At 64.8% G+C, this 20,831-nt stretch carries 22 protein-coding genes and 3 tRNA genes; 11 read left to right on the forward strand and 14 right to left on the reverse strand.

Features of this window, described 5'->3' with window-relative positions; genetic code table 11:
• Positions 1-91: 91 nt before the first annotated feature.
• Genes JOF46_RS01615 through JOF46_RS01630 form a run of 4 tightly spaced genes read left to right on the forward strand, consistent with a single transcriptional unit; the run spans position 92 to position 3,380 of the window.
• Complete coding sequence (locus JOF46_RS01615) at positions 92-895, forward strand: exodeoxyribonuclease III (RefSeq protein WP_209905724.1); 804 nt, start codon at positions 92-94, stop codon at positions 893-895.
• A 3-nt stretch (positions 896-898) separates the two neighbouring features.
• Positions 899-1,750 carry a DUF8083 family protein gene (locus JOF46_RS01620; protein WP_209905725.1) on the forward strand — a complete coding sequence of 284 codons (852 nt, stop codon included), beginning with the start codon at positions 899-901 and terminating at the stop codon, positions 1,748-1,750.
• Positions 1,751-1,788: 38 nt separating this feature from the next.
• The gene (locus JOF46_RS01625) at positions 1,789-2,340 is read left to right on the forward strand and encodes a GNAT family N-acetyltransferase (protein ID WP_209905726.1); all 552 of its coding nucleotides are present in this window, start codon (positions 1,789-1,791) and stop codon (positions 2,338-2,340) included.
• Positions 2,341-2,378: 38 nt separating this feature from the next.
• Positions 2,379-3,380 carry a YdcF family protein gene (locus JOF46_RS01630; RefSeq protein ID WP_209905727.1) on the forward strand — a complete coding sequence of 334 codons (1,002 nt, stop codon included), beginning with the start codon at positions 2,379-2,381 and terminating at the stop codon, positions 3,378-3,380.
• A gap of 8 nt (positions 3,381-3,388) precedes the next feature.
• On the opposite strand, the gene JOF46_RS01635 is transcribed toward JOF46_RS01630, so the two are convergent.
• From JOF46_RS01635 to JOF46_RS01655, 5 genes are read right to left on the reverse strand one after another with little or no spacing between them, the layout of a single operon-like run.
• Positions 3,389-4,003: an Asp23/Gls24 family envelope stress response protein gene (locus JOF46_RS01635; RefSeq protein ID WP_209905728.1), complete on the reverse strand. Its 615-nt coding sequence runs from the start codon at positions 4,001-4,003 to the stop codon at positions 3,389-3,391.
• Positions 4,000-4,578: a hypothetical protein gene (locus JOF46_RS01640; protein ID WP_209905729.1), complete on the reverse strand. Its 579-nt coding sequence runs from the start codon at positions 4,576-4,578 to the stop codon at positions 4,000-4,002. The genes JOF46_RS01635 and JOF46_RS01640 overlap by 4 nt, the downstream gene beginning before the upstream one ends.
• A complete protein-coding gene (locus tag JOF46_RS01645; RefSeq protein ID WP_209905730.1) occupies positions 4,575-4,940 on the reverse strand; it encodes a hypothetical protein in 366 nt (121 codons plus the stop codon). Before JOF46_RS01645 ends, JOF46_RS01640 begins: the two co-directional genes overlap by 4 nt.
• Positions 4,937-5,128: a hypothetical protein gene (locus JOF46_RS01650; protein WP_209905731.1), complete on the reverse strand. Its 192-nt coding sequence runs from the start codon at positions 5,126-5,128 to the stop codon at positions 4,937-4,939. The genes JOF46_RS01645 and JOF46_RS01650 overlap by 4 nt, the downstream gene beginning before the upstream one ends.
• Complete coding sequence (locus tag JOF46_RS01655) at positions 5,125-5,562, reverse strand: Asp23/Gls24 family envelope stress response protein (RefSeq protein WP_209905732.1); 438 nt, start codon at positions 5,560-5,562, stop codon at positions 5,125-5,127. The genes JOF46_RS01650 and JOF46_RS01655 overlap by 4 nt, the downstream gene beginning before the upstream one ends.
• Positions 5,563-5,791: 229 nt before the next feature.
• Here JOF46_RS01655 and JOF46_RS01660 point away from each other — a divergent pair, with 229 nt between their 5' ends.
• Positions 5,792-7,006 carry an IS1249 family transposase gene (locus JOF46_RS01660; protein ID WP_209911439.1) on the forward strand — a complete coding sequence of 405 codons (1,215 nt, stop codon included), beginning with the start codon at positions 5,792-5,794 and terminating at the stop codon, positions 7,004-7,006.
• 116 nt (positions 7,007-7,122) lie between these two features.
• On the opposite strand, the gene JOF46_RS01665 is transcribed toward JOF46_RS01660, so the two are convergent.
• The 3 genes from JOF46_RS01665 to JOF46_RS01675 all read right to left on the reverse strand — a co-directional run bounded on the left by JOF46_RS01665 (position 7,123) and on the right by JOF46_RS01675 (position 7,481).
• Positions 7,123-7,198, reverse strand: a tRNA-Phe gene (locus JOF46_RS01665).
• A 56-nt stretch (positions 7,199-7,254) separates the two neighbouring features.
• Positions 7,255-7,328: transfer RNA gene (locus JOF46_RS01670), tRNA-Asp, on the reverse strand.
• Between the two features lie 80 nt (positions 7,329-7,408).
• A tRNA-Glu gene (locus JOF46_RS01675) sits at positions 7,409-7,481 on the reverse strand.
• Positions 7,482-7,676: 195 nt separating this feature from the next.
• Here JOF46_RS01675 and JOF46_RS01680 point away from each other — a divergent pair.
• The 5 genes from JOF46_RS01680 to JOF46_RS22645 all read left to right on the forward strand — a co-directional run bounded on the left by JOF46_RS01680 (position 7,677) and on the right by JOF46_RS22645 (position 12,790).
• Positions 7,677-8,036, forward strand: coding sequence for a metallopeptidase family protein (locus JOF46_RS01680; RefSeq protein WP_209905733.1), 360 nt, complete (start codon positions 7,677-7,679; stop codon positions 8,034-8,036).
• A gap of 355 nt (positions 8,037-8,391) precedes the next feature.
• A complete protein-coding gene (locus tag JOF46_RS01685) occupies positions 8,392-9,504 on the forward strand; it encodes a C40 family peptidase (RefSeq protein WP_209905734.1) in 1,113 nt (370 codons plus the stop codon).
• A 283-nt stretch (positions 9,505-9,787) separates the two neighbouring features.
• Positions 9,788-10,750: a hypothetical protein gene (locus JOF46_RS01690; RefSeq protein WP_209905735.1), complete on the forward strand. Its 963-nt coding sequence runs from the start codon at positions 9,788-9,790 to the stop codon at positions 10,748-10,750.
• Between the two features lie 61 nt (positions 10,751-10,811).
• On the forward strand, positions 10,812-11,978 hold the full coding sequence (locus tag JOF46_RS01695; RefSeq protein ID WP_209905736.1) for an ISAs1 family transposase: 1,167 nt from the start codon (positions 10,812-10,814) through the stop codon (positions 11,976-11,978).
• Positions 11,979-12,151: 173 nt separating this feature from the next.
• On the forward strand, positions 12,152-12,790 hold the full coding sequence (locus JOF46_RS22645; RefSeq protein ID WP_209905737.1) for a C40 family peptidase: 639 nt from the start codon (positions 12,152-12,154) through the stop codon (positions 12,788-12,790).
• An 82-nt stretch (positions 12,791-12,872) separates the two neighbouring features.
• Here the strand turns inward: JOF46_RS22645 and JOF46_RS01705 are convergent, their stop codons facing one another.
• Positions 12,873-13,844 (reverse strand): universal stress protein, encoded by a 972-nt coding sequence (locus tag JOF46_RS01705; protein ID WP_209905738.1) that lies wholly within the window; start codon positions 13,842-13,844, stop codon positions 12,873-12,875.
• A 170-nt stretch (positions 13,845-14,014) separates the two neighbouring features.
• On the opposite strand from JOF46_RS01705, the gene JOF46_RS01710 reads away from it, so the two are divergent.
• Positions 14,015-15,481, forward strand: coding sequence for an NCS2 family permease (locus JOF46_RS01710; protein ID WP_209905739.1), 1,467 nt, complete (start codon positions 14,015-14,017; stop codon positions 15,479-15,481).
• 463 nt (positions 15,482-15,944) lie between these two features.
• Here the strand turns inward: JOF46_RS01710 and JOF46_RS01715 are convergent, their stop codons facing one another.
• From JOF46_RS01715 to JOF46_RS01735, 5 genes are all read right to left on the reverse strand, one after another.
• Positions 15,945-17,162: a type II toxin-antitoxin system HipA family toxin gene (locus JOF46_RS01715; RefSeq protein WP_245347966.1), complete on the reverse strand. Its 1,218-nt coding sequence runs from the start codon at positions 17,160-17,162 to the stop codon at positions 15,945-15,947.
• 14 nt (positions 17,163-17,176) lie between these two features.
• A complete protein-coding gene (locus JOF46_RS01720) occupies positions 17,177-17,401 on the reverse strand; it encodes a helix-turn-helix domain-containing protein (RefSeq protein ID WP_209911442.1) in 225 nt (74 codons plus the stop codon).
• Between the two features lie 1,043 nt (positions 17,402-18,444).
• Positions 18,445-19,212 carry a hypothetical protein gene (locus JOF46_RS01725; protein WP_209905741.1) on the reverse strand — a complete coding sequence of 256 codons (768 nt, stop codon included), beginning with the start codon at positions 19,210-19,212 and terminating at the stop codon, positions 18,445-18,447.
• The gene (locus JOF46_RS01730) at positions 19,209-19,943 is read right to left on the reverse strand and encodes an ABC transporter ATP-binding protein (RefSeq protein WP_209905742.1); all 735 of its coding nucleotides are present in this window, start codon (positions 19,941-19,943) and stop codon (positions 19,209-19,211) included. Before JOF46_RS01730 ends, JOF46_RS01725 begins: the two co-directional genes overlap by 4 nt.
• 48 nt (positions 19,944-19,991) lie before the next feature.
• On the reverse strand, positions 19,992-20,753 hold the full coding sequence (locus tag JOF46_RS01735; RefSeq protein WP_209905743.1) for a hypothetical protein: 762 nt from the start codon (positions 20,751-20,753) through the stop codon (positions 19,992-19,994).
• Between the last annotated feature and the right edge of the window lie 78 nt (positions 20,754-20,831).

Genomic DNA, 20,831 nt, shown 5'->3' on the forward strand with positions numbered 1-20,831 from the left:
GACTTCCTACTAAATTGCTAGGGTTGGGGCTTCCCGCCGATTGCTGGTTCCCAAACCTGACCGCGTGCACCGAAGTTGATAGGTTGGGAGGGTGAAGATTGCTACTTGGAATGTGAACTCCCTCCGTGCCCGTGCCGACCGCGTCGAGGACTGGCTGCGCCGCAGTGACGTCGATGTCTTGGCTATCCAGGAAACCAAGTGCAAGGACGAGAATTTCCCCTGGGAACTGTTCGAGAACAACGACTACGAGGTTGCCCACTTCGGCTTCAGCCAGTGGAACGGCGTGGCCATCGCCTCCCGCGTGGGCCTTGACGAAGTCGAGCGGACCTTTGCGGACCAGCCGGCCTTCGGCAAGGGCGGGGTCGATCCGGTGCAGGAGGCCCGCGCGATCGGCGCGACCTGCGGCGGGGTGCGCGTCTGGAGCCTGTATGTGCCCAACGGCCGCGCCCTGGAAGACGAGCACATGCCCTACAAGCTCTCCTGGCTCGACACGCTGAACAAGCAGGCGGCGGGCTGGCTCGAGCAGAACCCCGAGGCACAGGTCGCCTTGATGGGAGATTTCAACATCGCCCCGCGCGACGAGGATGTCTGGGACATCGACTTCTTCCACGAGAACAACCTCACCCACGTCTCGGCCCCGGAGCGAGCCGCCTTCGAGGCCTTCGAGCAGACCGGATTCGTCGACGTGGTCCGCCCGCGCACCGACACCCCCAAGACCTACACCTACTGGGACTACACGCAGCTGCGGTTCCCGAAGAACGAGGGCATGCGCATCGACTTCACCCTGGCCTCCCCCGCGCTGGCCGCACGCGTCGTCGGCGCGCAGATCGACCGCGAGGAACGCAAGGGCAAGGGCGCCTCGGACCACGTCCCGGTGATCGTGGAGCTGGACTAGGCCATGGCGCAGGCAAGCGGTGCCAGTCGGCGGGCCCTCCCGCCGACCTCCTACCTGCGCGTCTTCGAACCCCTGCGCGCCTTTTCGGATGCCGACCAGCGGGTGGCCGTGGCCACCGGCCGGATGAACCGAGAAGCGCTGGAGGATGCCCACGCGGCCGCGGCCCTGGCGCGACTGACCCGGCCGGCCTCCGACCCGTTCCCGCACCACCACACCGAGGTCTTCCGCAGGCTCGTCACCACCTCCTGGGACGGCACCGTCAACACCCTGTACTGCCCGGACCAGCTGGCCACGCGCACCATCCTGGCCTCGGAACAGCTCGACGGGTCGATGCGCCCGCAGCTGCTGGAATTGCTGGTCCCCAGCGCCGCACGGGCGGCCAATGCCGCGCGCGTGGACCGGCAGCGCTTCACCGACGACCTGGCCCACATGCACACCCGCACCGCGACCTGGGGCATCCCCTTTGGCTGGCTGATCCTGGTGCACGAGGACGACGAAGTGGACATCGTCGAGGACGGCGAGGAACTTCTCTCCAGCCGGATCTACACCCCGCTTAACCAGGCCCTGGACCGGGTCCGCTATGCCGCGGCCACCCTGGCCATCCACGCACCGGAGATGGACCTGCTGGACGAGCTCGCGGCCCTGAGCGAATGGCTGCAGCTCTTTGACAAGGAGTCGGTGGTCGAACTCGACTACGGGCGCATCGCCACCCTGGTGTGGCCCGATGATTCCCCGCACGACCTGCGCCTGGGCATCGAGTCGCTGGCCGAATCGGACATGACCGGGGCCGCGGCGTCCTACCGCAGGCTCTCGAACCGCTGGCTGGCGGTCCGCCAGCTCGCCCGGGCCAACTGACTACCCCTCAGACGCCCCGTGCCTGCCATGCTTGGGGCATGGAGATCATCGAAGGACCGTGGGTCGCCGCGGAACACGCTCTTGCCCTCGAACAGGTGCCGGCGGACGTACTGGCCGCCCTGGCCGGCGGGGACCTCGAGGCGGCCCGCGGCATGACGACGCTGCCGCTGACCGGCTACCTCGTCGCCGGGGAATGCCGCGGCGTGTGGCGACGGCGCCTGGCGCAGATTGCCATGAACCCGGGCGATGCCGCATGGGTGACCCGGCTGGCCGTGGACCTGGGCTCGGGGAGCATTGTTGGCCGGGCAGGATTCCACGGGCCCCCGAACGAAGATGGAATGGTCGAGGTCGGCTATGCGATCGATCCGGACCGGCGCCGCCGGGGGCATGCCCGCGCCGCCCTGGAGATCCTGCTGGAGGTCGCGCGGGCGCATCCGGGGGTGGCCGTCGTCCGGGCCACGGTTCGCCCCGACAACCTTGCCTCCCGGCGGCTTTTGGACCAATACGGTTTCCTCGAGGTGGGCGTCCAGTGGGACGACGAGGATGGCCTCGAAACCATTCTGGAGGTCGCTGCCGGCGCCGGGGCGTGAGGGCCAGGGCGCCCCTTTCCGGTTGATAGTCTCAAGTGGTGACGTTGATCCCGGTCCTTCTGCTCTTTGCCCTGTACCTCTACCTGCGCCGCAGGGACCGCCGGATGCTGCGCAACGGCGTGGTCCTGGTGGCCGCCTGCTATCTGCTGCTGCTCGAGGTGGGAAACCTGGTTTCACGCTGGGTCCCGGGTGCGTCCTACGTCTTCTTGGCCCTGCTGGCCCTGGCCCCGCTGGCAGTGCTGGCGCTGGCCGCCGCGCTGATCCACAACGGCGTGGTGATGAACAGGAACGAGGGCAGGCGCTTGGGCAACATGGTCTCCCTGCTGCTGGGCCTGCTGCTGGTTGCCCTGCCGATCCTGGCCGTGGCGCTGGTGCTCACGCTCAATCCCCTGGCCATCGGGCTGGCGGCGCTGCTCTTCTTCCTGTGCAGCTACTTCGGTGTGGTGTTCGTGGTGTTCCTGGCCTACGCCATCGCCTACGGGCGCATGCCGTTCGGCGAGTCTCCGCAGGGGATCGTGGTGCTCGGTTCGAGGCTGATCGACGGCAAGGTGCCCCCGCTGCTTCGCAGCCGCCTGGACAGGGCCCTGCAGATCTACCGCGACACCTCGCCGAGGCCGCTGCTGATTCCCTCCGGCGGGCAGGGCCACGACGAGCCATGGCCCGAGGGCAGGGCCATGGGCGAGTACCTGCTGGCCGCCGGCGCGGCCCCGGGGGATGTCTTGGTGGAGGACAAGGCCGTGAACACCGAGGAGAACCTGCTGCTCTCGGCCGAGCTGTTTGCCGAGTCGGGGCGCAGCGGACCATTGCTGGCGGTGACCAACAACTACCACGTGCTGCGGGCGGCGCTGCTGGCCCGCAAGCTGCGGATCGATGCCGAGGTGGTGGGAGCCCCCACCGCCAGGTACTACCTGCCCAGCGCCTTCCTGCGCGAATACGTGGCGGTGCTCGTCGAGCACAAATGGCTGCACGTGCTGCTGTGCCTGCCCTTCATGGGATTCACCGCCGTGCTGGTCACGGCGGTCATCGCCAACCAGCGCTGACGCTCAGGTCACAGGACGCGTTCGGTCCTTGCAAAGCGGGAGCGCGTGCCCACCACCAGGTAGATGAGCACGGGTCCTCCAACTCCCAGGGCGTCCTGGGCGAGCCTCGCGGCCCGGGCGACATCCCTGCCCAGCGCCCCAGGGGCGGTTCCCTTGCGGGGCTGGACCTTGATGCGCAGCCCGACCTCGGGCTCCAGTTCCCACACGCTGACATTGATCGAGACCATGTCGCTGCGCCGGCCCAGGAAGTGGCGCAACGCCTGCTCCACGGTGCTCTGGGAAATTTCCACCCGGCCGGGCATGGCACCGTCGGGAATGAACCTGGAGACGTAGTCGCCGCCGCGGCCCCTGCCCTGGACGGCGATCCACCACAGCATCAACAGGATGGCACAAATCAGCAAGGCGGCCACCACGATCCACAGCCAGGAGTCCTTTTGCCCCGGCAACGTGGTCCGGGCCAGCATCGCGTCGAACCACGCGCCGAGGTCCGAGGCCACGTTCCGCCATCCGCGGGCGTAGCCCTCGGAGCTCGCGACCAGCACCGCGTTCAACCCACCTGCCAACAGCATCAGGCCCAACAGGGAAATGACAAGCCGGTTGAGCAGCCTGGGGGTCTGGTTCATTGTCCGACCACCCCGCGCTCGGCGACCCGCAGGTGGACCCGTGGAGCGGGTTCCACCAGGTTCAGCCGCAACTCCTCTTCCAGGCCGGCGACGACCGTGGCCGGGTTGACCGGGGTGCCGGAGGTCGGGCTGAGCTGCACCTCGACGCGTTCGCCGTTCACCGTGACCAGCACCTGGCCCGGGCCGACGCCGGCTTCGGCCCTTGCCCGGCGGGCCAGCGAGGCGGCCAGCACCTGGTCGTCGACGATCAGGATTGCGTCCTCGCAAGCCAGGGAGTGCCGCGCGCGCCTTCCGCGGCGCAGTCCGTGCACCAGGAGCAGCAGGCCAAACAGTGCTGACGCCAGGCCGATGGCCCCCAGCCCGGCCGGCTCCAGGTTCCCGGGCAGGGTGGAAATCCAGAGCCACCAGGTTTCCGGGGTGGCCACCAGGGGTTCCTGGCCAAGGGCCTTGAGCGCGGCTTCAAAGAGGGCATAGAGGCACACCAGGATGACCAGTGCGGCCGCGGTGATGGCCGCCGGGGAGCGGCCGCTGGTCAATTCGCGTTCACGGATTTGCCCGAGTTGTTCCTCTTTCAACCCCTCACCTCCGCGGCCGCGTCAATGATTCCGGTGACCCGCACATCCACCCGGCTGACCAGGGAGCCGGTGAGTGCGGTGAACTGCTCGCCGATGCCCGCGCGTTTCACGCACACCCTCTCAAGTACCGTGCCGCGGGCCATGCCGTCGGCGTCCGCGAGCGGTACCGGCAGCTGGATGAAAAGGGCCAGGTATCCGGCGTCATCGCGCAGGAACGCCCTCACCAGGGAGGGGGAGACACCAAAGATTTCGGCCGCCACCGCACGCGCCGTCCCCGCCAGGGCCTGGGCGCTGACCCGTGTGTAGCCCGCGCGCGCCGGCACCCCGGGATCGCGCAGCGTGGCAAGGGGCGGCTGGCTCATGACGAGGATCGTCGCCCGGTCAGTGCGTCCCGGATCGCACGAAGGTCGACCCGTCCACCGGCGACCCGGGCAACCAGGGCGCCGATCGCCATGAACAAGGCCATGAGCAGGAACCCGCCCAGTCCGTGGGCCAGTGCCGCCCAGGCCAGGATGGCTCCCAATAGCGCACCAATCAGTGTGGGTTTCACGCTTGTCCCTCCACGGTCGCATCGCGACGTTTCTCGGATCCCGCAACGGATACGGGAATGTGGACGTCGCCGATTTCGATATTGACCTCAATGACCTCGAAGTCGGTGAGCTCCTGGACGGCGTTGAATACCGCTTCGCGCACCGCGGCGGCCAGGTCGTGGAGACGATACCCGTAGGTGGCGGTGATCACCAGGTCGATGGCGACTTGCCGGGTCCCCACTTGGACGCTGACCCCGTGGGCCGGCTCCTGGGCTGATCCCACGGCGCCGCGCAGGGCACCGAGCGCACGCGAGGTGCCCAATCCCATGGAATGCACTCCCGGAATTGCGCGTGCCGCCGCGGCGGCGACCTTTGCGACGGCAAGGTCGGTGATTCTTGTGGTTCCGCTGGCTTCCGTCGCGGGCAGGTTGCGCACCGTCAATTCATGATCCACGGTTCCGGTCCTCTCTACGCTCGCCACACGGTACTCGGCGTACGTCCCCAGCCTACAACTGAATGTGATGCATATCGCAAGGGTTGTCAGGTGGGCGAGGACTTCTCCACCGAGCGGGCCCAGCCCCGGCGCGTCGCGCGGGCCGCGATTTCGGGGCAGACACTTTTTGTCCTATAGGCCGCGATTTCTTGGGCTTACAGGTCAGAAAGTGTGTCCGTGAGGGGCCTGCATCCCAACGACGGCGCGGCAGAACGGGGTTTCTTATAGTCTTGGGCCATTAAACGTGAATGGTTCTGGAAATTCGAGGCACTGTGAAGTATGTGGATCTCGTCTGAAACGCAATGGAAAGACAACGGCAGGGACCCAGCGCTGGAGGTGCATTGACTGCGGGGCCAGCAGCGTGCGCAGACGGGCGGACCTGGCCCGCAGGGCCGAGCTGGACCGGTTCGTGGCCTGGCTGATGGGCAAGGATTCCCAGGCCGAGATCGGGCCCGGCAGCGGGCGGACCTTCCGCCGCTCCACCCGGTGGTGCTGGAACATCGAACCCGCCCCGGCGGTGACCGGCGAGATCCACGGGCAGGTCCAGATGGACGGCATCTACCTGGGCCGGGGGTGGTGCTGCCTGATCGCGATCGCCGACGGGCACGTCATCGGCTGGCAGTGGTGCGACACGGAAAAGTCGGCCGCCTGGCTGGCCCTGATGGAAGCGATCCCGGCCCCGCGGGCGGTGGTCATCGACGGCGGCTCGGGGCTGGCCTCGGCCCTGTCGCGGGCCTGGCCCGAGACCCGGATCCAGCGCTGCCTGGTCCATGTCCAGCGCAACGTGCGCACCTACCTGACGCTGCGGCCGCGCACCGACGCCGGGCGGGCGTTGCGCCGTATTTCCCTGGCCCTGACGCGGCTGAAGACCACGCAGGAGGCCGCCGCCTGGGTGCTGGTGCTGAACCAGTGGTACACCGAGCACGGCGAGCTGATCAAGGCGCGCACCTACCAGCAGGGTCCCGCGGGTTTCCGCCCCGCCGGCGTCCGGGCGGGCCAGGCCTGGTGGTACACCCACGACCGGCTGCGCAAGGCCTACCGGCTCATGGAGCGCCTGGCCAGGAACGGGCACCTGTTCACCTATCTGCACCCGGAGCTGGCCGATATCGGCGTCGACTCGACGACCAACCGGATCGAGGGCGGGGTCAACACGCACCTGCGCGCCCTGCTGCGCACCCACCGGGGCATGCCCCCGGCCCACGCCAAGCGCGCCGTCGAATGGTGGCTCTACACCCACACCGAAAACCCGGCCGCGCCCCACACCCTCATCCGTCCCGAGCACCTCAAGCCATTGCCGAGGCAAGCACCCCGTGAGGAACCGGTTGGGCCGGAGTTGCTCGGCACCGCACTGAGCGAGTCCGAGGGGCTGTGGGCCCGGAAGGGATGGGCCGGCAGGCCCTGCTGAAACACGGTCCGACATGGCAATGCCCCGGGTGACACACCCGGGGCAGACACACATTTTGTCCTATAGGCCATTTCTTGTTAAAGCAAAAACCCCCTTGTTTCCAAGAGGGTTTTAGATGGTGGCTCCGACCGGCGTCGATCCGGTGACCTTTCGATTTTCAGTCGAACGCTCTACCAACTGAGCTACAGAGCCTGGCATCATCAGGCAAGATGATCACCGAGATCTTCCAGCGAACCAGAAAACCAAAGCGACCCTGACGGGACTTGAACCCGCGACCTCCGCCGTGACAGGGCGGCGCGCTAACCAACTGCGCTACAGGGCCTTACTTGCGAAGTCTCCCTCGCTCACAAGACAAGAACTCTACCAGAGCTTTTCGCTCGTGCAAAATCCGCATTTCATGCGTACCCCCAACGGGATTCGAACCCGTGCCGCTGCCGTGAAAGGGCAGTGTCCTAGGCCGCTAGACGATGGGGGCCAGGAACCTCTGCCGCGAATTTCTCCGCAGCAGTGGACTCCAACAACTATAGAGGTAAATTTCCCACCGCGCAAAACGAACCGATCGAGACCGCAAAATGCGACCCTCGTCACCCCGATTTCCGTGCCTCACCTCACCAAACCACGTCCCCTGCCGGCAGCTGCGCTCGGTAGAGTGCAGCACATGGGGTACGAAATGACGGACGATGAATTTGAGTTGGTGGCCGAGCGCGCCCTGGACGAAATCCCGGAGGCCCTGCTTTCGATGATGGAAAACGTGGCCATCTTCATCGAGGACGCCTACAAGCCGCTGCCGAACGAGGACCCGGGCACCAAACTACTTGGCCTCTACGAGGGCACGGCGCTGACCGAGCGCGACTCGGGGTGGGGCGCCGGGGCCATGCCCGACCGCATCACGATCTTCAAGGATGCAATCCTTGAAATATGCTCCTCGGAAAAGCAGGTGATCGAAGAGGTTGGCATCACGATCGTTCACGAAATCGCCCACCACTTCGGCATCGACGACGATCGGCTGCACGAGCTCGGGTGGGGCTGACGGGCGGTTTCGCTCGAAAAGTTTCCTGTGACTTTCCCCGGCCGCGGCCCATTGGCGCATCGCCCCCGGCCAGCCCGGCGTTTCGACAATCCGAAATGTAACGAAACGGTCTCGGAAATCGTCCAAAATCACCGTTTTTCGCGAACCGGGTCTCGACAAGCCCCAAAAGCTCCTGCATTATCGTTATGCATTCGTTGCATAAGCCACCCCAGCACACTCCTACCTTCATCTTGGGGATGCAGTACAGCCCGTGACCACTTTCGCTAAATGACCCCGGCAGGCCCATCCTGCTTCGGGTTGCCCGGCCACGAATCAACCACTTGGTTGGACTGCAAGGCGGTTAGGAACTCCCTTCATGTCCATCCTCAAGAGCGTGGTCGTCGTGACCAGCGCAGCACTCATTGCCTCGGGCGCCTTGACCGCCGGCAGCGCACCGGCACCCGTTGCCGCCAGCACCACACCGCACCACGCAGCGGCCCCCGAGCAGCTCAATCCGGGCCCGCTGGCCACCATCGCCAAATCCATGGCAGCCACCCGGCCCTCCCCCGCGAAAACCACGGCGGCCCTTGAGAAACAGCTGGCCACCGTCCGCGCGGCTCTCCAAGACGCCGAGGCGGCAACTCTTGAGGCCACGGAGAACGCCGTGGCCGCGGAAGAAGCCGCCACGCAGGACCGGACCACGGCAGCGTCCCTGGCCGGAACCTCCCTGGCGGCCCTGGGCCGGAGCCAGGCCCAGGTCCAGCAGCTGGAGTCCGCAAAGCTCGCCCGCACCGCCCAGGGTCTCTTCGACCGGGCCGAGCTGCGACTCAATGCCAAGCACGAGGAGCTTGTCGAGGCGTCCGCCTCGCTGCACAAGACCTCTGTTGCCCGGGAAAGTGCACGGCTGGCCAAGCTGTCCGAGTCCCGCGAGGACGCCGAGCTCATGGCCGCACTGGTGGACTCCGAATCGAATGTCGCCGATCCCGTGAATGACCCGGCGTTGGATCCCGAGACCCTCGACAGCGCCCAGGTGGCCATCGGCGCGCTTGGCACCGCTTCGGTGGCCACAGCCGCCATCCAGGTTCCCACCAAGAAGCTGACGCGGACGGCCCGGATCAAGAAGTCCATCAAGTGGGCCAAGAAGGTCGCCAAGAACAATAAGTACAAGTACCGTTACGGGGCGACCGGCCCGCGGTACTTCGATTGCTCCGGATACGTGGGCAAGGCATTCGCCAAGGGTGGAAAGAAGCTCAAGCGCACCTCCAGCGCCCAATACAAGGCGGCGCCCAAGAAGGTGAAGCTCTCGAAGCTGAAGAAGGGCGACCTGGTTTTCTGGTCATCCAACCGCGGTCGGTCTTTCTACCACGTGGCAATGTATGTGGGAAACGGCAAGATCGCCCATGCCCGCAACCCCAAGGCCGGCATTTCCGTAACCAAACTGAATTATGCCGGCATGCGCAATATCTACAAGTACGCGGGCCGCTACTGATCGACCCCCGTTTGGCGGCGCCCCGGCGACACCCCGCACTGACCTTGGACGACACGGCTTCGGTGCGGGGCGCCATTCCGGAATCGCCTGCATATTAAGGTCGAATTAAGGAATAATTACACCGTTGTAATTGAAGTTATTGATGTGACTGCTGTTGCCAGTGTGAATAGGTATCCCATAGGGTGCTATAGGAAGCAGCGATCAGGCCGCACCGTTCAGGCCGTATTTCTCGCATTGGTTGCGAGACTTGCACACCGATCGCCGCGGTAAGGATCAACACGGCATGGCAATCAGGGAAACACTGGGCGTCGCCGCCTGCTCAATTGCATTGGCAGCCACGTGCTTTACGGGCGGACTGCCCGCCGCAGCGGCAACGCTGAACGCACCAAGCACCATCGGCATCGCCGCGCAGCCCAACACCTTGGGCACCGCCATGCCCACCCAAGCCCAGCTGGAAGCAGCCAAGTCGGATCCCGAGGCGCTCGGCGCCTTGGTCGATCGACTTGAATCCGAAATCGAATCCGGCCGCCAGCGCATCATCACCGCCGAGGCCGCGGCCCTGGACGCCCAAGACATCTTGTTGGATGCCGACCAGCTTCTTGCCGAACGCACCCAGGCCGCCGACGAAGCCAAGGCCGAGGCCGAGAAGGCCACCGAGTTCCTGCTTTCGAGCAAGAAAGATGTCGGAGCACTGGCCTCGGACCTGTACCGCAACGGCGGCGTCAACCCCGGCGTGGTGACCCTGTTGGAGGACACCAAGGACAACGACGTCCTGTACAAGGCCTCCACCATGGACGCCCTGAGCGCCAACCGCACCATGACGGTGAGCAATGCCGAGGACGCGGCAGCACTGTGGACGGCGTGGCAGGACTATGCCGCAGCGGCCGCGGAGGCCGCCGACGAGGCAACGTCAGCCCAGCGCACCGCGGCCGCCGAGGCCACGACCACTCTTTCCAGCTACCAGGACTCCATTGCGCCCCAGGAACAGCTCCGCGAGCAGCTCATTGGGCAGCTGGCCTTCCTGCACGAGGTCGACGCAGCCAAGGAAGCCGAGCGTATTGCCGCCAAGGAAGCGGCAACCGAAGCCAAGAGGCTCCAGGACCTGATCGACAACGCGCCACAGGCCAAGCCGCTGGAGGTCAAGCAAAGCAAGGCGCCGGAGATCAAGCCGCTGGCAGGGCTGTTGCGTTCTAGCCCAAACTTGTTTCTGACTTGGGCAAAGGGGAAAATGACGCCGGGTTGTTAATGTAGGAAATTCCTGTTAATCATGAAAGTGACTAAACAACCAAGATCAACAGGAACTCCTCATGCCATCATCCCTCGAAACCCTCATCCAGCGCCACCCGACACTCCCCGAGCTCGACCACGAAACGCTCACCGAGATCCCTTCGGGACTCCTGAAAGCCCTGGCAACGGTGCCGGACCCCCGCCGCGGCCAGGGATGCCGCTACCGCAGCGGCTGGCTGCTGGCCGTGGCCGCCTGCGCCGTCATGGCCGGACACACCGGCTACCGGCAGATGCAGGAACTCGCACGCCGCCTGGCCAACCACCGCAACCGCCCGGTCCCCGGCCCCTCGACCTTCCACCGCTTCCTCAAGCAGCTGGACCCCGTCGGCCTGGATGAGGCCCTGGCGTCCTGGGCCGCCACGCTGCACACCGCCGCCGCCCCGCTCCTGGCCGAGGCCATCGCCATCGACGGGAAGGAGCTGCGCAGCTCCAAGAACGGCAACGGGGCCAAGGTCCACCTGTTGGCCGCAACCACCCACGACTCCGGCCTGGTGCTGGGCCAGGTCGACGTCTGCGCGAAAACCAACGAGATCCCTCGCCTGCCCGAACTTTTGGAGCTCCTGGCCAGGCACCACGAGCTGGCCGGGAGGATCATCACCCTCGACGCGCTGCACACCCAGCGGAACACCGCAAAGCTGATCTGCCAGACCCACGGCGCCCACTATGTCCTGACCCTGAAAGGCAACCAGCCAACGGTGCACGCGCTGGTCCGCAACCTGCCCTGGGAGCAGGTCCCGGTCGCCGACACCACCATCGACACCGGCCACGGCCGGGTGGTGATCCGCAAACTCCAGATCGCCACGCTGACCGGAAAATTCGCACCGGACTGGCCCGGGCTGCGCCAAGTCGCCCGGCTGACCCGGGAACGCACCCACCAGGGCAAGACAAGCGTGGAAACGGTGTTCATCCTCACCAGCCTCCCGCCGCACCTCGCCGGCCCGGGCCACATCGCCGACCTCGTGCGCGGACACTGGTCCATCGAGAACAAGGTCCACCATGTCCGGGACACCGCGTATCGGGAGGACCACAACCAGGTGCGCACCGGCCACGCACCACGGAACGTCGCCGCCCTGACCAACGCGGCACTCACCGCGCTACGCGCCGCGGGCCTGACCGAGATCCGGCCGGCCACCCGCGCGCTGCATGCCCAGAACAAGCTGATCCAAGCCATCCTCACGGTGGTCTAAATCACTTTCCAGAACGCAACAGCCCTGAGCCGCTGGCCGCCCCGCCAAAGGTTCCCACCGAGCGCCCGCAGGGCCAAACCCTGGTCCCGAAGTCCTCGGCACCCAAGGCACCCCAGCTGACGGTTGCGGTTCCGCCCAAGGCCCCCGAGGCAGCCCCTGCCCCGAAGCCCGAGGTGACACAGGCGCCAAAACCGGCTCCCGAGCCTGAGGCACCCAAGGAAACGGCCAAGCCCAAGCCCGAGGTGACCCAGGCCCCGAAGCCGACCCCCAAGCCCGAGGCACCCAAGGAAACGGCCAAGCCAAAGCCCAAGCCCGAAGCACCCAAGGAGACGGCCAAGCCAAAGCCGAAGCCCCCGACAATTGCTCCGCAGGCCCCGAAGGAATCGGTCAAGCCCAAGCCCGAACCCGAACCCGAGACTTCGGCACCGCAATCGTCGCGCAACTACAACGCCGCCTTTGCCTGGGGCCGCATGATCGCCAATGACGAATCCAAGCAGTACAGGTACGGCGCCAACGGCCCGGACTTCTACGACTGCTCTTCATTCACCCAGGCGGCCTATTCCAAGTCGGGCATCAGCCTGCCCCGGAGTTCCTCCCAGCAATACGCCGCGGCCCCGACCAAGGTCCCGCTCAGCCAGCTGCGCCGGGGTGACCTGGTGTTCTCCTCGTCCAACGGCGGCAATTCGTTCTACCACGTCGCCATCTACCTGGGCGACGGACAGGTCCTGCATGCACGCAACCCCAACAGCGGCATCTCCGTGACGCCGCTGAGCTGGGTCAACAACCTGCATCCCTACGCGGGACGCTACTAGGCACGTAGCAAACCAGGCCACCATGAGTGAGGGCGCTGCAACCAATGGTTGCAGCGCCCCCACTCATGTGACGGGAAACGGCCTACAGGCCGTTGGCCCTGTCCTCGAACTCCTGGCGGGAGGCCAGACGCGGGTCGTCCCCGTCGGGAACCACCATCACCGGACCCTTGGAGTGGTGCAGCACGCCCTGGCTGGTCGATCCCAGGAGCATCCCCGCAAAGCCGCCGCGGCCGCGTGAGCCGGTCACCAGCAGACGGGCGGTCTGGGATTCGCGGATCAGCATTTCCACCGGGGCACCGTCGACCACGTCGGTCTCGATCTCCAGGCCCGGGAACAGGCTCTGCAGCCAGGCCTTGCCGATGCCCATCTGGTGGCGCACGTCGGCGGTGACAGCTTCCTGGTCGACGGTTGCCGGCATCCAGGCCAGCGCACCGCTGATCGGGGCCAGGGCACAGACCACGCGCAGCGTCAGCCCGCGGGTGGCGGCCAACTCGGCGGCCACCAGCACGGCCAAGCGGGCCCGGTCCGATCCGTCCACGCCGACAACGATGCGGTCCTGGACCTGGACATCGTTCTCATCGCGCTTGGCAATGCACAGCGGCACCACGACGGTCGGGCACTTGGCATGGGCCGGAAGTGCGCTGGAAACCGATCCGAGCAGCCTTCCGACAAATCCGCCGCGGCCCCGGGTGCCCACGACGATCAGTTCGGCCTGCCGGCTCAAGTCCAGCAGCACCCCGGCCGGATCGCCGGACTCGATGTAGGTGCGCACCGTGATGTCGGTGTCGGTGATCGTGGCACGCGCCTGGCGGACGACTTCCTCGGCGCCGTTGCGGATCAGCTGGTCGTCCAGCGTGGCGTAGCCGGCGTCCATGGAGGAGGCGGCGAAGACCGGGATGGTGTAGGCCGTCACGATGTTCAGGATGCTTCCGCGCCGCTTGGCTTCCTGTGCAGCCCATTTCAGGGCGCAGAGGCCCTGGTCCGAACCGTCGACACCGACAACGATTCCCTCGATGACCTCGGCGTCACCCTGGGGTCTGTTGTTTTCGCTCATCGTCTTCACTCCTACGCGTCACGGTCTGGGTTCTCGCGGGCTTCCCCCGTACGAGGTCCCGTGCTTCCATTGTTCACCACAGTGTGACGTGGGTCTAACTGTTGTTGAGCGTGGCGCATTTCTCCCTTGTTTTTTCGCCTAGCGGCGTAAAGCCGAACTATAATTCCCCCATGCCCTCACCGGAAAACTCCCTCCTCGAAAAGACGAAAGTTTCGCGTCTGGACCGTTATTTCAAGGTCACCGAACGCGGCTCCAACTACTCCAGAGAAATCCGTGGCGGCTTCGCCACGTTCTTTGCCATGAGCTACATCGTGGTGCTGAACCCGCTGATCCTTGCGGGCGCGGATTCCAACGGCGACTCCCTGGGTTCGGCCCGGGTCGCCGCCGCAACCGCCCTGGTTGCCGGCATCATGACGATCCTGATGGGGGCCTGGGCCAAGCACCCCTTCGCCATGGCCACCGGGTTGGGCGTGAACGCCTTCATCGCCGTGACAGTGGCAACCAACCCCGGACTCACGTGGCCCGACGTCATGGGCCTTGTCATCGTTTCGGGCCTGACCATGCTGGTGTTGGTGCTCACCGGCTTCCGCACCGCGGTGTTCAACGCCGTGCCCTCGAGCCTCAAGTCCGCCATCGTGGTGGGCATCGGCATGTTCATTGCGCTGATCGGCCTGGTCAACGCCGGCTTCGTGCGCCGCATCCCGGATGCCGCCGGAACCACCGTCCCGGTCGGCCTGGGCTTCGAGGGCACGCTGGTCGGCTGGCCCATCCTGGTGTTCATCGTGGGCCTGCTGCTCACCATCGCCCTGGTGGTGCGCAAGACCAAGGGTGCCATCCTCATCGGCATCGTCGCCTCCGCCGTCCTGGCCAACATCCTCGAGGCCGTCTTCGACATCGGCCCGTCCTTTGACGGAACCACCGCCAATCCGAAGGGCTGGTCGCTGGTGGCCCCCTCGATGCCGGACTGGGCGCTGCCCGACCTGTCGCTGATCGGGCAGGCCAACATCTTTGGCGCCTTCCAGAACCTCGGCGTGACCGCGGCCCTGCTGCTGGCCTTCGTCATCCTGCTCTCGATCTTCTTCGATGCCATGGGCACCATGGTGGGCCTGGCCAACGAGGCCGGCTCCGTCGATGAGGACGGGAACATCCCGGACGTGGACAAGGTGCTGCTGGTTGATGCTCTCGGCGCTGTAGTGGGCGGCGGAGCCTCGGCGTCCTCCAGCCAGATCTACGTGGAATCCGGAGCCGGCATCGGCGAGGGCGCCCGCACCGGCCTGGCCTCCATCGTCACCGGCGTGCTGTTCCTGGCCGCGATGTTCCTGACCCCGCTGATCCACCTGGTGCCGTTCGAGGCGGTCGCCCCGGCCCTGGTGGTCGTCGGGTTCATGATGATCTCGCACGTCTCGAAGATCGACTGGAACGACTGGGGCGTGGCCATTCCCGCGTTCCTGACCTTCGTGCTGATGCCCTTCACCTATTCGATCGCCAACGGCATCGGGGCCGGATTCGTTTCCTTCGTGTTCATCCGCGCGATCCAGGGCCGCGCCCGCGAGGTGCACCCGCTGATGTGGGCAGTTGCCGGGGCCTTCGTGCTCTTCTTCGGCATCGGCGTCATCGAGCAGGCAATGGGCGCCTAGCCCGCGGCATTGAACACCGCCGCACGTGAGCGGGCCGCGGGGAGAAATTCCTCCCTGCGGCCCGCTTCTTTTGTCTCCCTGGTGCGTTCGTGCGGCTGTCCGCTGTCCTCATCTAAGTTGGACCACGAAAAGCCCGAAATCTGGGTTTTGGTTCAACTGTAATGAGACGATTATGCCCACTTTTGACTCTTCAGTTGAATCAAATCCTTAAATCTTGCGCACGCGCTCAAACCGCATATTGCGATCTTTGGAATCCGACTGTCCCACAAGGGGAACGCTCTGCGGGACAGGTTACGAGAGCGTCCCGCATGTCCAACCTTCCAGCCAGGACACGTGATCGGGCGATTTGATGGCCGGGTGCTGGAGACTCAGACTCGAGGCATGGCGTGCGGGAACCAGAACGAGGCTTGAAAGTCCGCGACGTCCTGCTGGAGCTAGCGCATCCATCTGTCGTCGCTGGTCGTCAAGATCCTGTTCCCGCAGCGCGTCCGTCGAGTAGATTCTGCACAGTGGCATTCACGTTCTCGGCCAACCCTGCCGCAGCCTGGGCAGCAGGTTCCTCCCTGGCAGCTACGGCTTGCACCTGTTCGAGCGTGTCGTCGACGATGTTTTTAGCACCGCGGAGGCCCCACGAGATGAGCTCGCTGACGAGATCATCCTTGGTGATGGTTGCGTGCGGGTACTTCTTATTCACAGCGAGGGCCAGCTGCCCGTCCAACCCCTCGCGAAGACCGTGAGGGACAAAATCGTACGCTGGCGCCAACGCAATGTGCCCATCGGCATGATGCAGGAGACCCAAGTTCTTCGCGTGCATGTCGAGGTTTGAGATGGCGACGCCGAGGGTTGTGATGACAGCAAGCTGCCGCATATCGCTCGCCTCACCATGAGTTCGCAGCACCTCAGCGATGCGCTTCAAATTCACGATGCCGCCGTACATCTGGTACTTCTGGTTCCCGGCCGCACCGAGGACCTGGTTGAAGTCTTCTTGGTGAACCCTCCCACCGGGAACTGCGAGATCGCGGTCGAACCGTTGGATTACGAGCGCGTCGGTTCTGCCAAAGTTTGCAAGATGTGTGTCAAAGCTGGCAACGCCAAGCGCACGGGTGAATCGCGTCCCGTACTCTTCGTCGAATATTTCCGTGGGCCGGCTTGAAACCGCCGGCTTCACGATGTGCGTTGAAGGGAAGCCGCCGAAGACTTGGTGCCACCCGCCGTCCAGCTGGGCGAGAACGATCTTCGGCTGCACGCCGGCGAGCGACGTCTTGCTCTGAATGCCGGAGTTCGCGAGCGGGTTCGCGGCGCGCTCAGTAAGCAGAACCTGCACATCCTCCTCCGACACCGGTCGCGCTTCTGGGGTCTGAGGCTCCGTAGGATCGTCAGCATCCCAGATCTGAAGCGCGCCGGCGATGTCGCGCCCGAACCGAGCCAGGAACGCCAAGGTATCGCGCCTGCGCAACCCGGCCATCGCCAGCATGAACTCAAGCTGGTCACCTTCCGGAAGGAGCTCTTCAAAGAAGTTCCGCCGCCGTGACGCGTGTGCCCTGTTCGGCCGGGCGACCAATGGCACGGCGACGGATAAAGCCCGGCTACCCACCCCGAAATGATCGATCGAGGCGCGAGCCGGAGTGAAGTCAAATGTGCGCTCGTCACCGTTCAGCTCTCCAATGAACTGCCCGCTCAACTCAACGTGAAGCCTCATCGCGGTCCTCCGCTCTCAGCGCTGCGAACCGGCTCAGCACTGTCGTCCCACTCGGCAGTGATGGTCACACCGCATTCGCGCAAGAGCTTGAAAAGCCTTTCCGCGTAGAGGGTGTAGTTCTCGGACTCCAGACTGCTGATGGCGCTCTGCGTGACACCCGTCCGAGCGGAAAGCTCCCTCTGGGACATCCCTGTAGCCAGCCTCGCCTGCTGCAAAGCCATCCCCAGATCAGCCGGTGAATGGATCTTCGCTATTTGTTTCGACACGTTGAGTCTCCCTAGCACACGGGCGCTCCCGTGATACGAATATTCGAATCATAGTCTTTGATATGGTTTTTCGCATCAATTCCGGCAAAAGGGAACAAGGACATCGCGATCCACCGGATTCAGGGTCAACCAATCGGGAATCCATGGAACCAGCGCGTTGCAGGCGGGGTAACAGAGGATAAATCGTGACATCGCCGGCAATCAGCGCCATCCGACCAAGCTGGTTAGAGAGCTCCCCCTCTTATGGCTCCCCCTCTCACAGGAAGGCAAGCAGGCAATATTCCAATGCTCCCCTTCGGAGCTTCGCCAGCACCAAGCTCTCATCGGCGGTCACGGCACCCCGACCATCCTTGTGAGGCAAGGACCGTCTGGACCTGGCTGTCGACAGGATTCGGATCCAAGGGGAGGATATAAGGGGTTTCGGTACGACGCGGTGGCCAACCTGCCAATACGAAACCACCTGAGGGGTCCCGTAGGGGGAACCTTGACCGGGACACGCTACCGGGCCAACCCAGCGCGCCAAATCCCGGGTCACGAACAGTCATCTAGGGAGAACAGGGAAGGATCGGGTGTTTCTTGCTCCGGGACGTCCATGACGAATTTGGGCACGGTGAACAAGGCACCGCACATGGGATGTACTTTCCATTCCTGGCTGAGAAATGCAAGATCACTATTTCACTCCGATGCGCCCACGCTTGACATAGACCGGTAGATTTCAGTCAACGTTGCCGTTGCCGTGGCTCGGGACTTGAATTGATTCTTAGGCCCTAGCATTCGAACTTCGAATCCGTGTTCTGTCGAGAAACAAGCTGCAGGTCGATCTGACCTTTCCATGCATCTAGGTTCCAAATCCGAGGTACACGAGAGTACCGACGGCGATGATGCCGACAACGATCCAGGTGACGATGCTGAGCTTTTTCTTCTTCAAGCGCAGGTTTCCTTTACAAGTGATGCGGGATTGCTCATGCCGGGTGGTTGGGTGTTGAGTGACAGCGTCTCTATTCGAGTGAGGCCTGTCGTGCGCCGATGTCGCGCCGGAGTAGCACGACGGTGGCGGCGATGATCGCGACGATGCACCAGGCGGCAAGGGTTGCTCCGGCGACGGGCACGGTGATGTCGGGTGGGTTGAGCCAGTCGGAGGTTTGGTTTTCGCGATCGATGAACATGAGCACGCCCGCGTTCGTGGGGAGGTACTGGAAGATCGGGAGGGCCATCATCAGTGGTGTGCCGCCGAAGGTGAGCACGATCATGCCTGCGAGTGCGACGGTCTGCGAGCGGATGATGAACGCTATACAGGTGCTGAGGATGCCGACCGCCGTCCACGAGCAGATAGCCAGGGCGAGGCTGGATAGGAGTGTGCTGGCGGTGTTGGTTGCGTAGACGGACTGGTCGCCGAGCGGGAACTGGTGGACCGTCGCGATGAATGCTGCCAGAATCAGGCCCTGCGCGGTGGTGATGATGGCTGACAGAGTGAGTTTCGCGGTGAGGGTCCTGCCGCGGCGAGGCACGGCCAGCGCCGTGGTGGTGAGTTGGCCGCCCCCGTACTCGGAGGAGGCTATAAGCACGCCCGCTATCGCGGCGAAGAAGGAGAAGTTTGCCATCGCGTAGACGCCAGCGGTTTGCGGGGTACTGAGGCCGAGCTCTGGCCCCGCGTCGATAAGGCAGAATGCAAGGGAGAGCGCGGCGGTGGCCAGGATGGTCAGCCGCAACGAGCGGAGCGTCCACGCCTTGACCACCTCGCCGCGGAGCACGTCGATGAAGCTCATCGGGCGTCTCCCGTGTCGGATCCTTGCTGTCGGGAGAGTTCGAGGCGCTCGAAGAACGCCTTTTCGAGACTTCCGTGTGCGTGTACAAGGTCTTTGACGTCGCCTTCACCGATCACGCGGCTGCGATCCATCAGTACGACCCGATCGGCGATCATCTCGGTTTCACTCATCAGATGTGAACTGAGCAGTACCGTCTTCCCGTCGCGAGCGAGGCCGGTGAGCAAACCGCGCAACCACTGGATACCGAGAGGGTCGAGACCATTGGCAGGCTCATCGAAGATCACCACCTGCGGATCGCCCAACAGTGCCGAGGCGATCCCGAGCCGCTGCTGCATCCCGAGGGAATACTCCCTAACCCGGCGCTTCCAGTCACGGGGTTGAAGGTCAACTAGTTCGAGTACCTCGATGACTCGGGCATCCGAGAGCCGGTTCGTGCGGGCAATCCATCGCAGATGGTCGATCGCGCGGCGGGAGGGGTGCGCACCGGAACCCTCGAACTGTGCCCCGGCAACCCGCATCGGGATGGGGTGCTCGCGGTAGCGGCGTCCGCACACGGTCGCTTGACCTGCGTCGGCGCGGTCGAGGTCACAGATGATCCGCATGACGGAAGATTTGCCTGCCCCGTTGGGGCCGAGGAGCCCGGTGACAACTCCCGCTTCCGCGATGAAGCTCACCTGGTCTGCCGAGGTGATCTGACCGTGTGTCTTGGTCACGTTTGTGACTTCGATCATGAGTAGTTCCTTTCGATGAAAACGGGAATCGCCCGGTCATTCGGGCGGCTATCTGACGTCGCGCCGCACGTACAGCACGACACCGAGAACGAGGGCAGCCGCCACCTGGATGGCTGATGCGATCAGGGCTGTCGTCGGAGGGACGGCACCGCCTTGGAGGTAGGCGTACTTGAACGCCTGATCAAGCGCACCCGACAGCGCAGGAATTTGAGCAGCCAGCAGGTCGGAGAGTCCAATCGTCCAGACGAGGATCGGGACGACCGTGAAGGTGATGCTGCGGGTCGCGGCGACGAGCGAGGCTGTGACGACGGCGATCGCGACCCAGTACCCGATCAGCCACCAGTACGGGGCGAGCGAAATGATGTCAGTCGAGTCGCCACCGGCAACTGCCAATGGCGCGAGGCTCGCGAGCACGCACACGATCCCGGCGAACAATGCCACGACCGCGGTGGTAGCGAGCTTGACCGCGAACAGTGTGCCGCGCCTTGGCGTGGCGAGGAACGCGGTTTGGCGCGGCCCGACCGGGATATCTTGGCCGACCACCCACGCGCCGAGCAGAATCGGGATGATCTGCCCGTAGTGCAACAAGATGAGCACCACATCTGCTGTCGTCAGCCCGCCGAGCTCTTCCCCTCGCCCTTGCGCCAGGAACTGCCCGGCCTGACTCATCACGAACACCGCGGCTACGAGCAGAGCGATCACTCCGAACAGGAGGGTGCGCGGGATCGCGGGGAAGGATCGCGCTTTCCGCATTTCGGCGGAGAAGGCACCCACGATTTTGGACGAGGCGGAGAACGTGGCTGTGGACATGCCTTAATCCCACCGCAGGAACAGACTGGTCGGATCACCCCCAGCGGTGAACTTCACGCCGCACTGCTCGCCACTCTC

The sequence above is a fragment of the Paeniglutamicibacter psychrophenolicus genome (genome assembly GCF_017876575.1).
In the GTDB taxonomy this organism is placed as follows: domain Bacteria; phylum Actinomycetota; class Actinomycetes; order Actinomycetales; family Micrococcaceae; genus Paeniglutamicibacter; species Paeniglutamicibacter psychrophenolicus.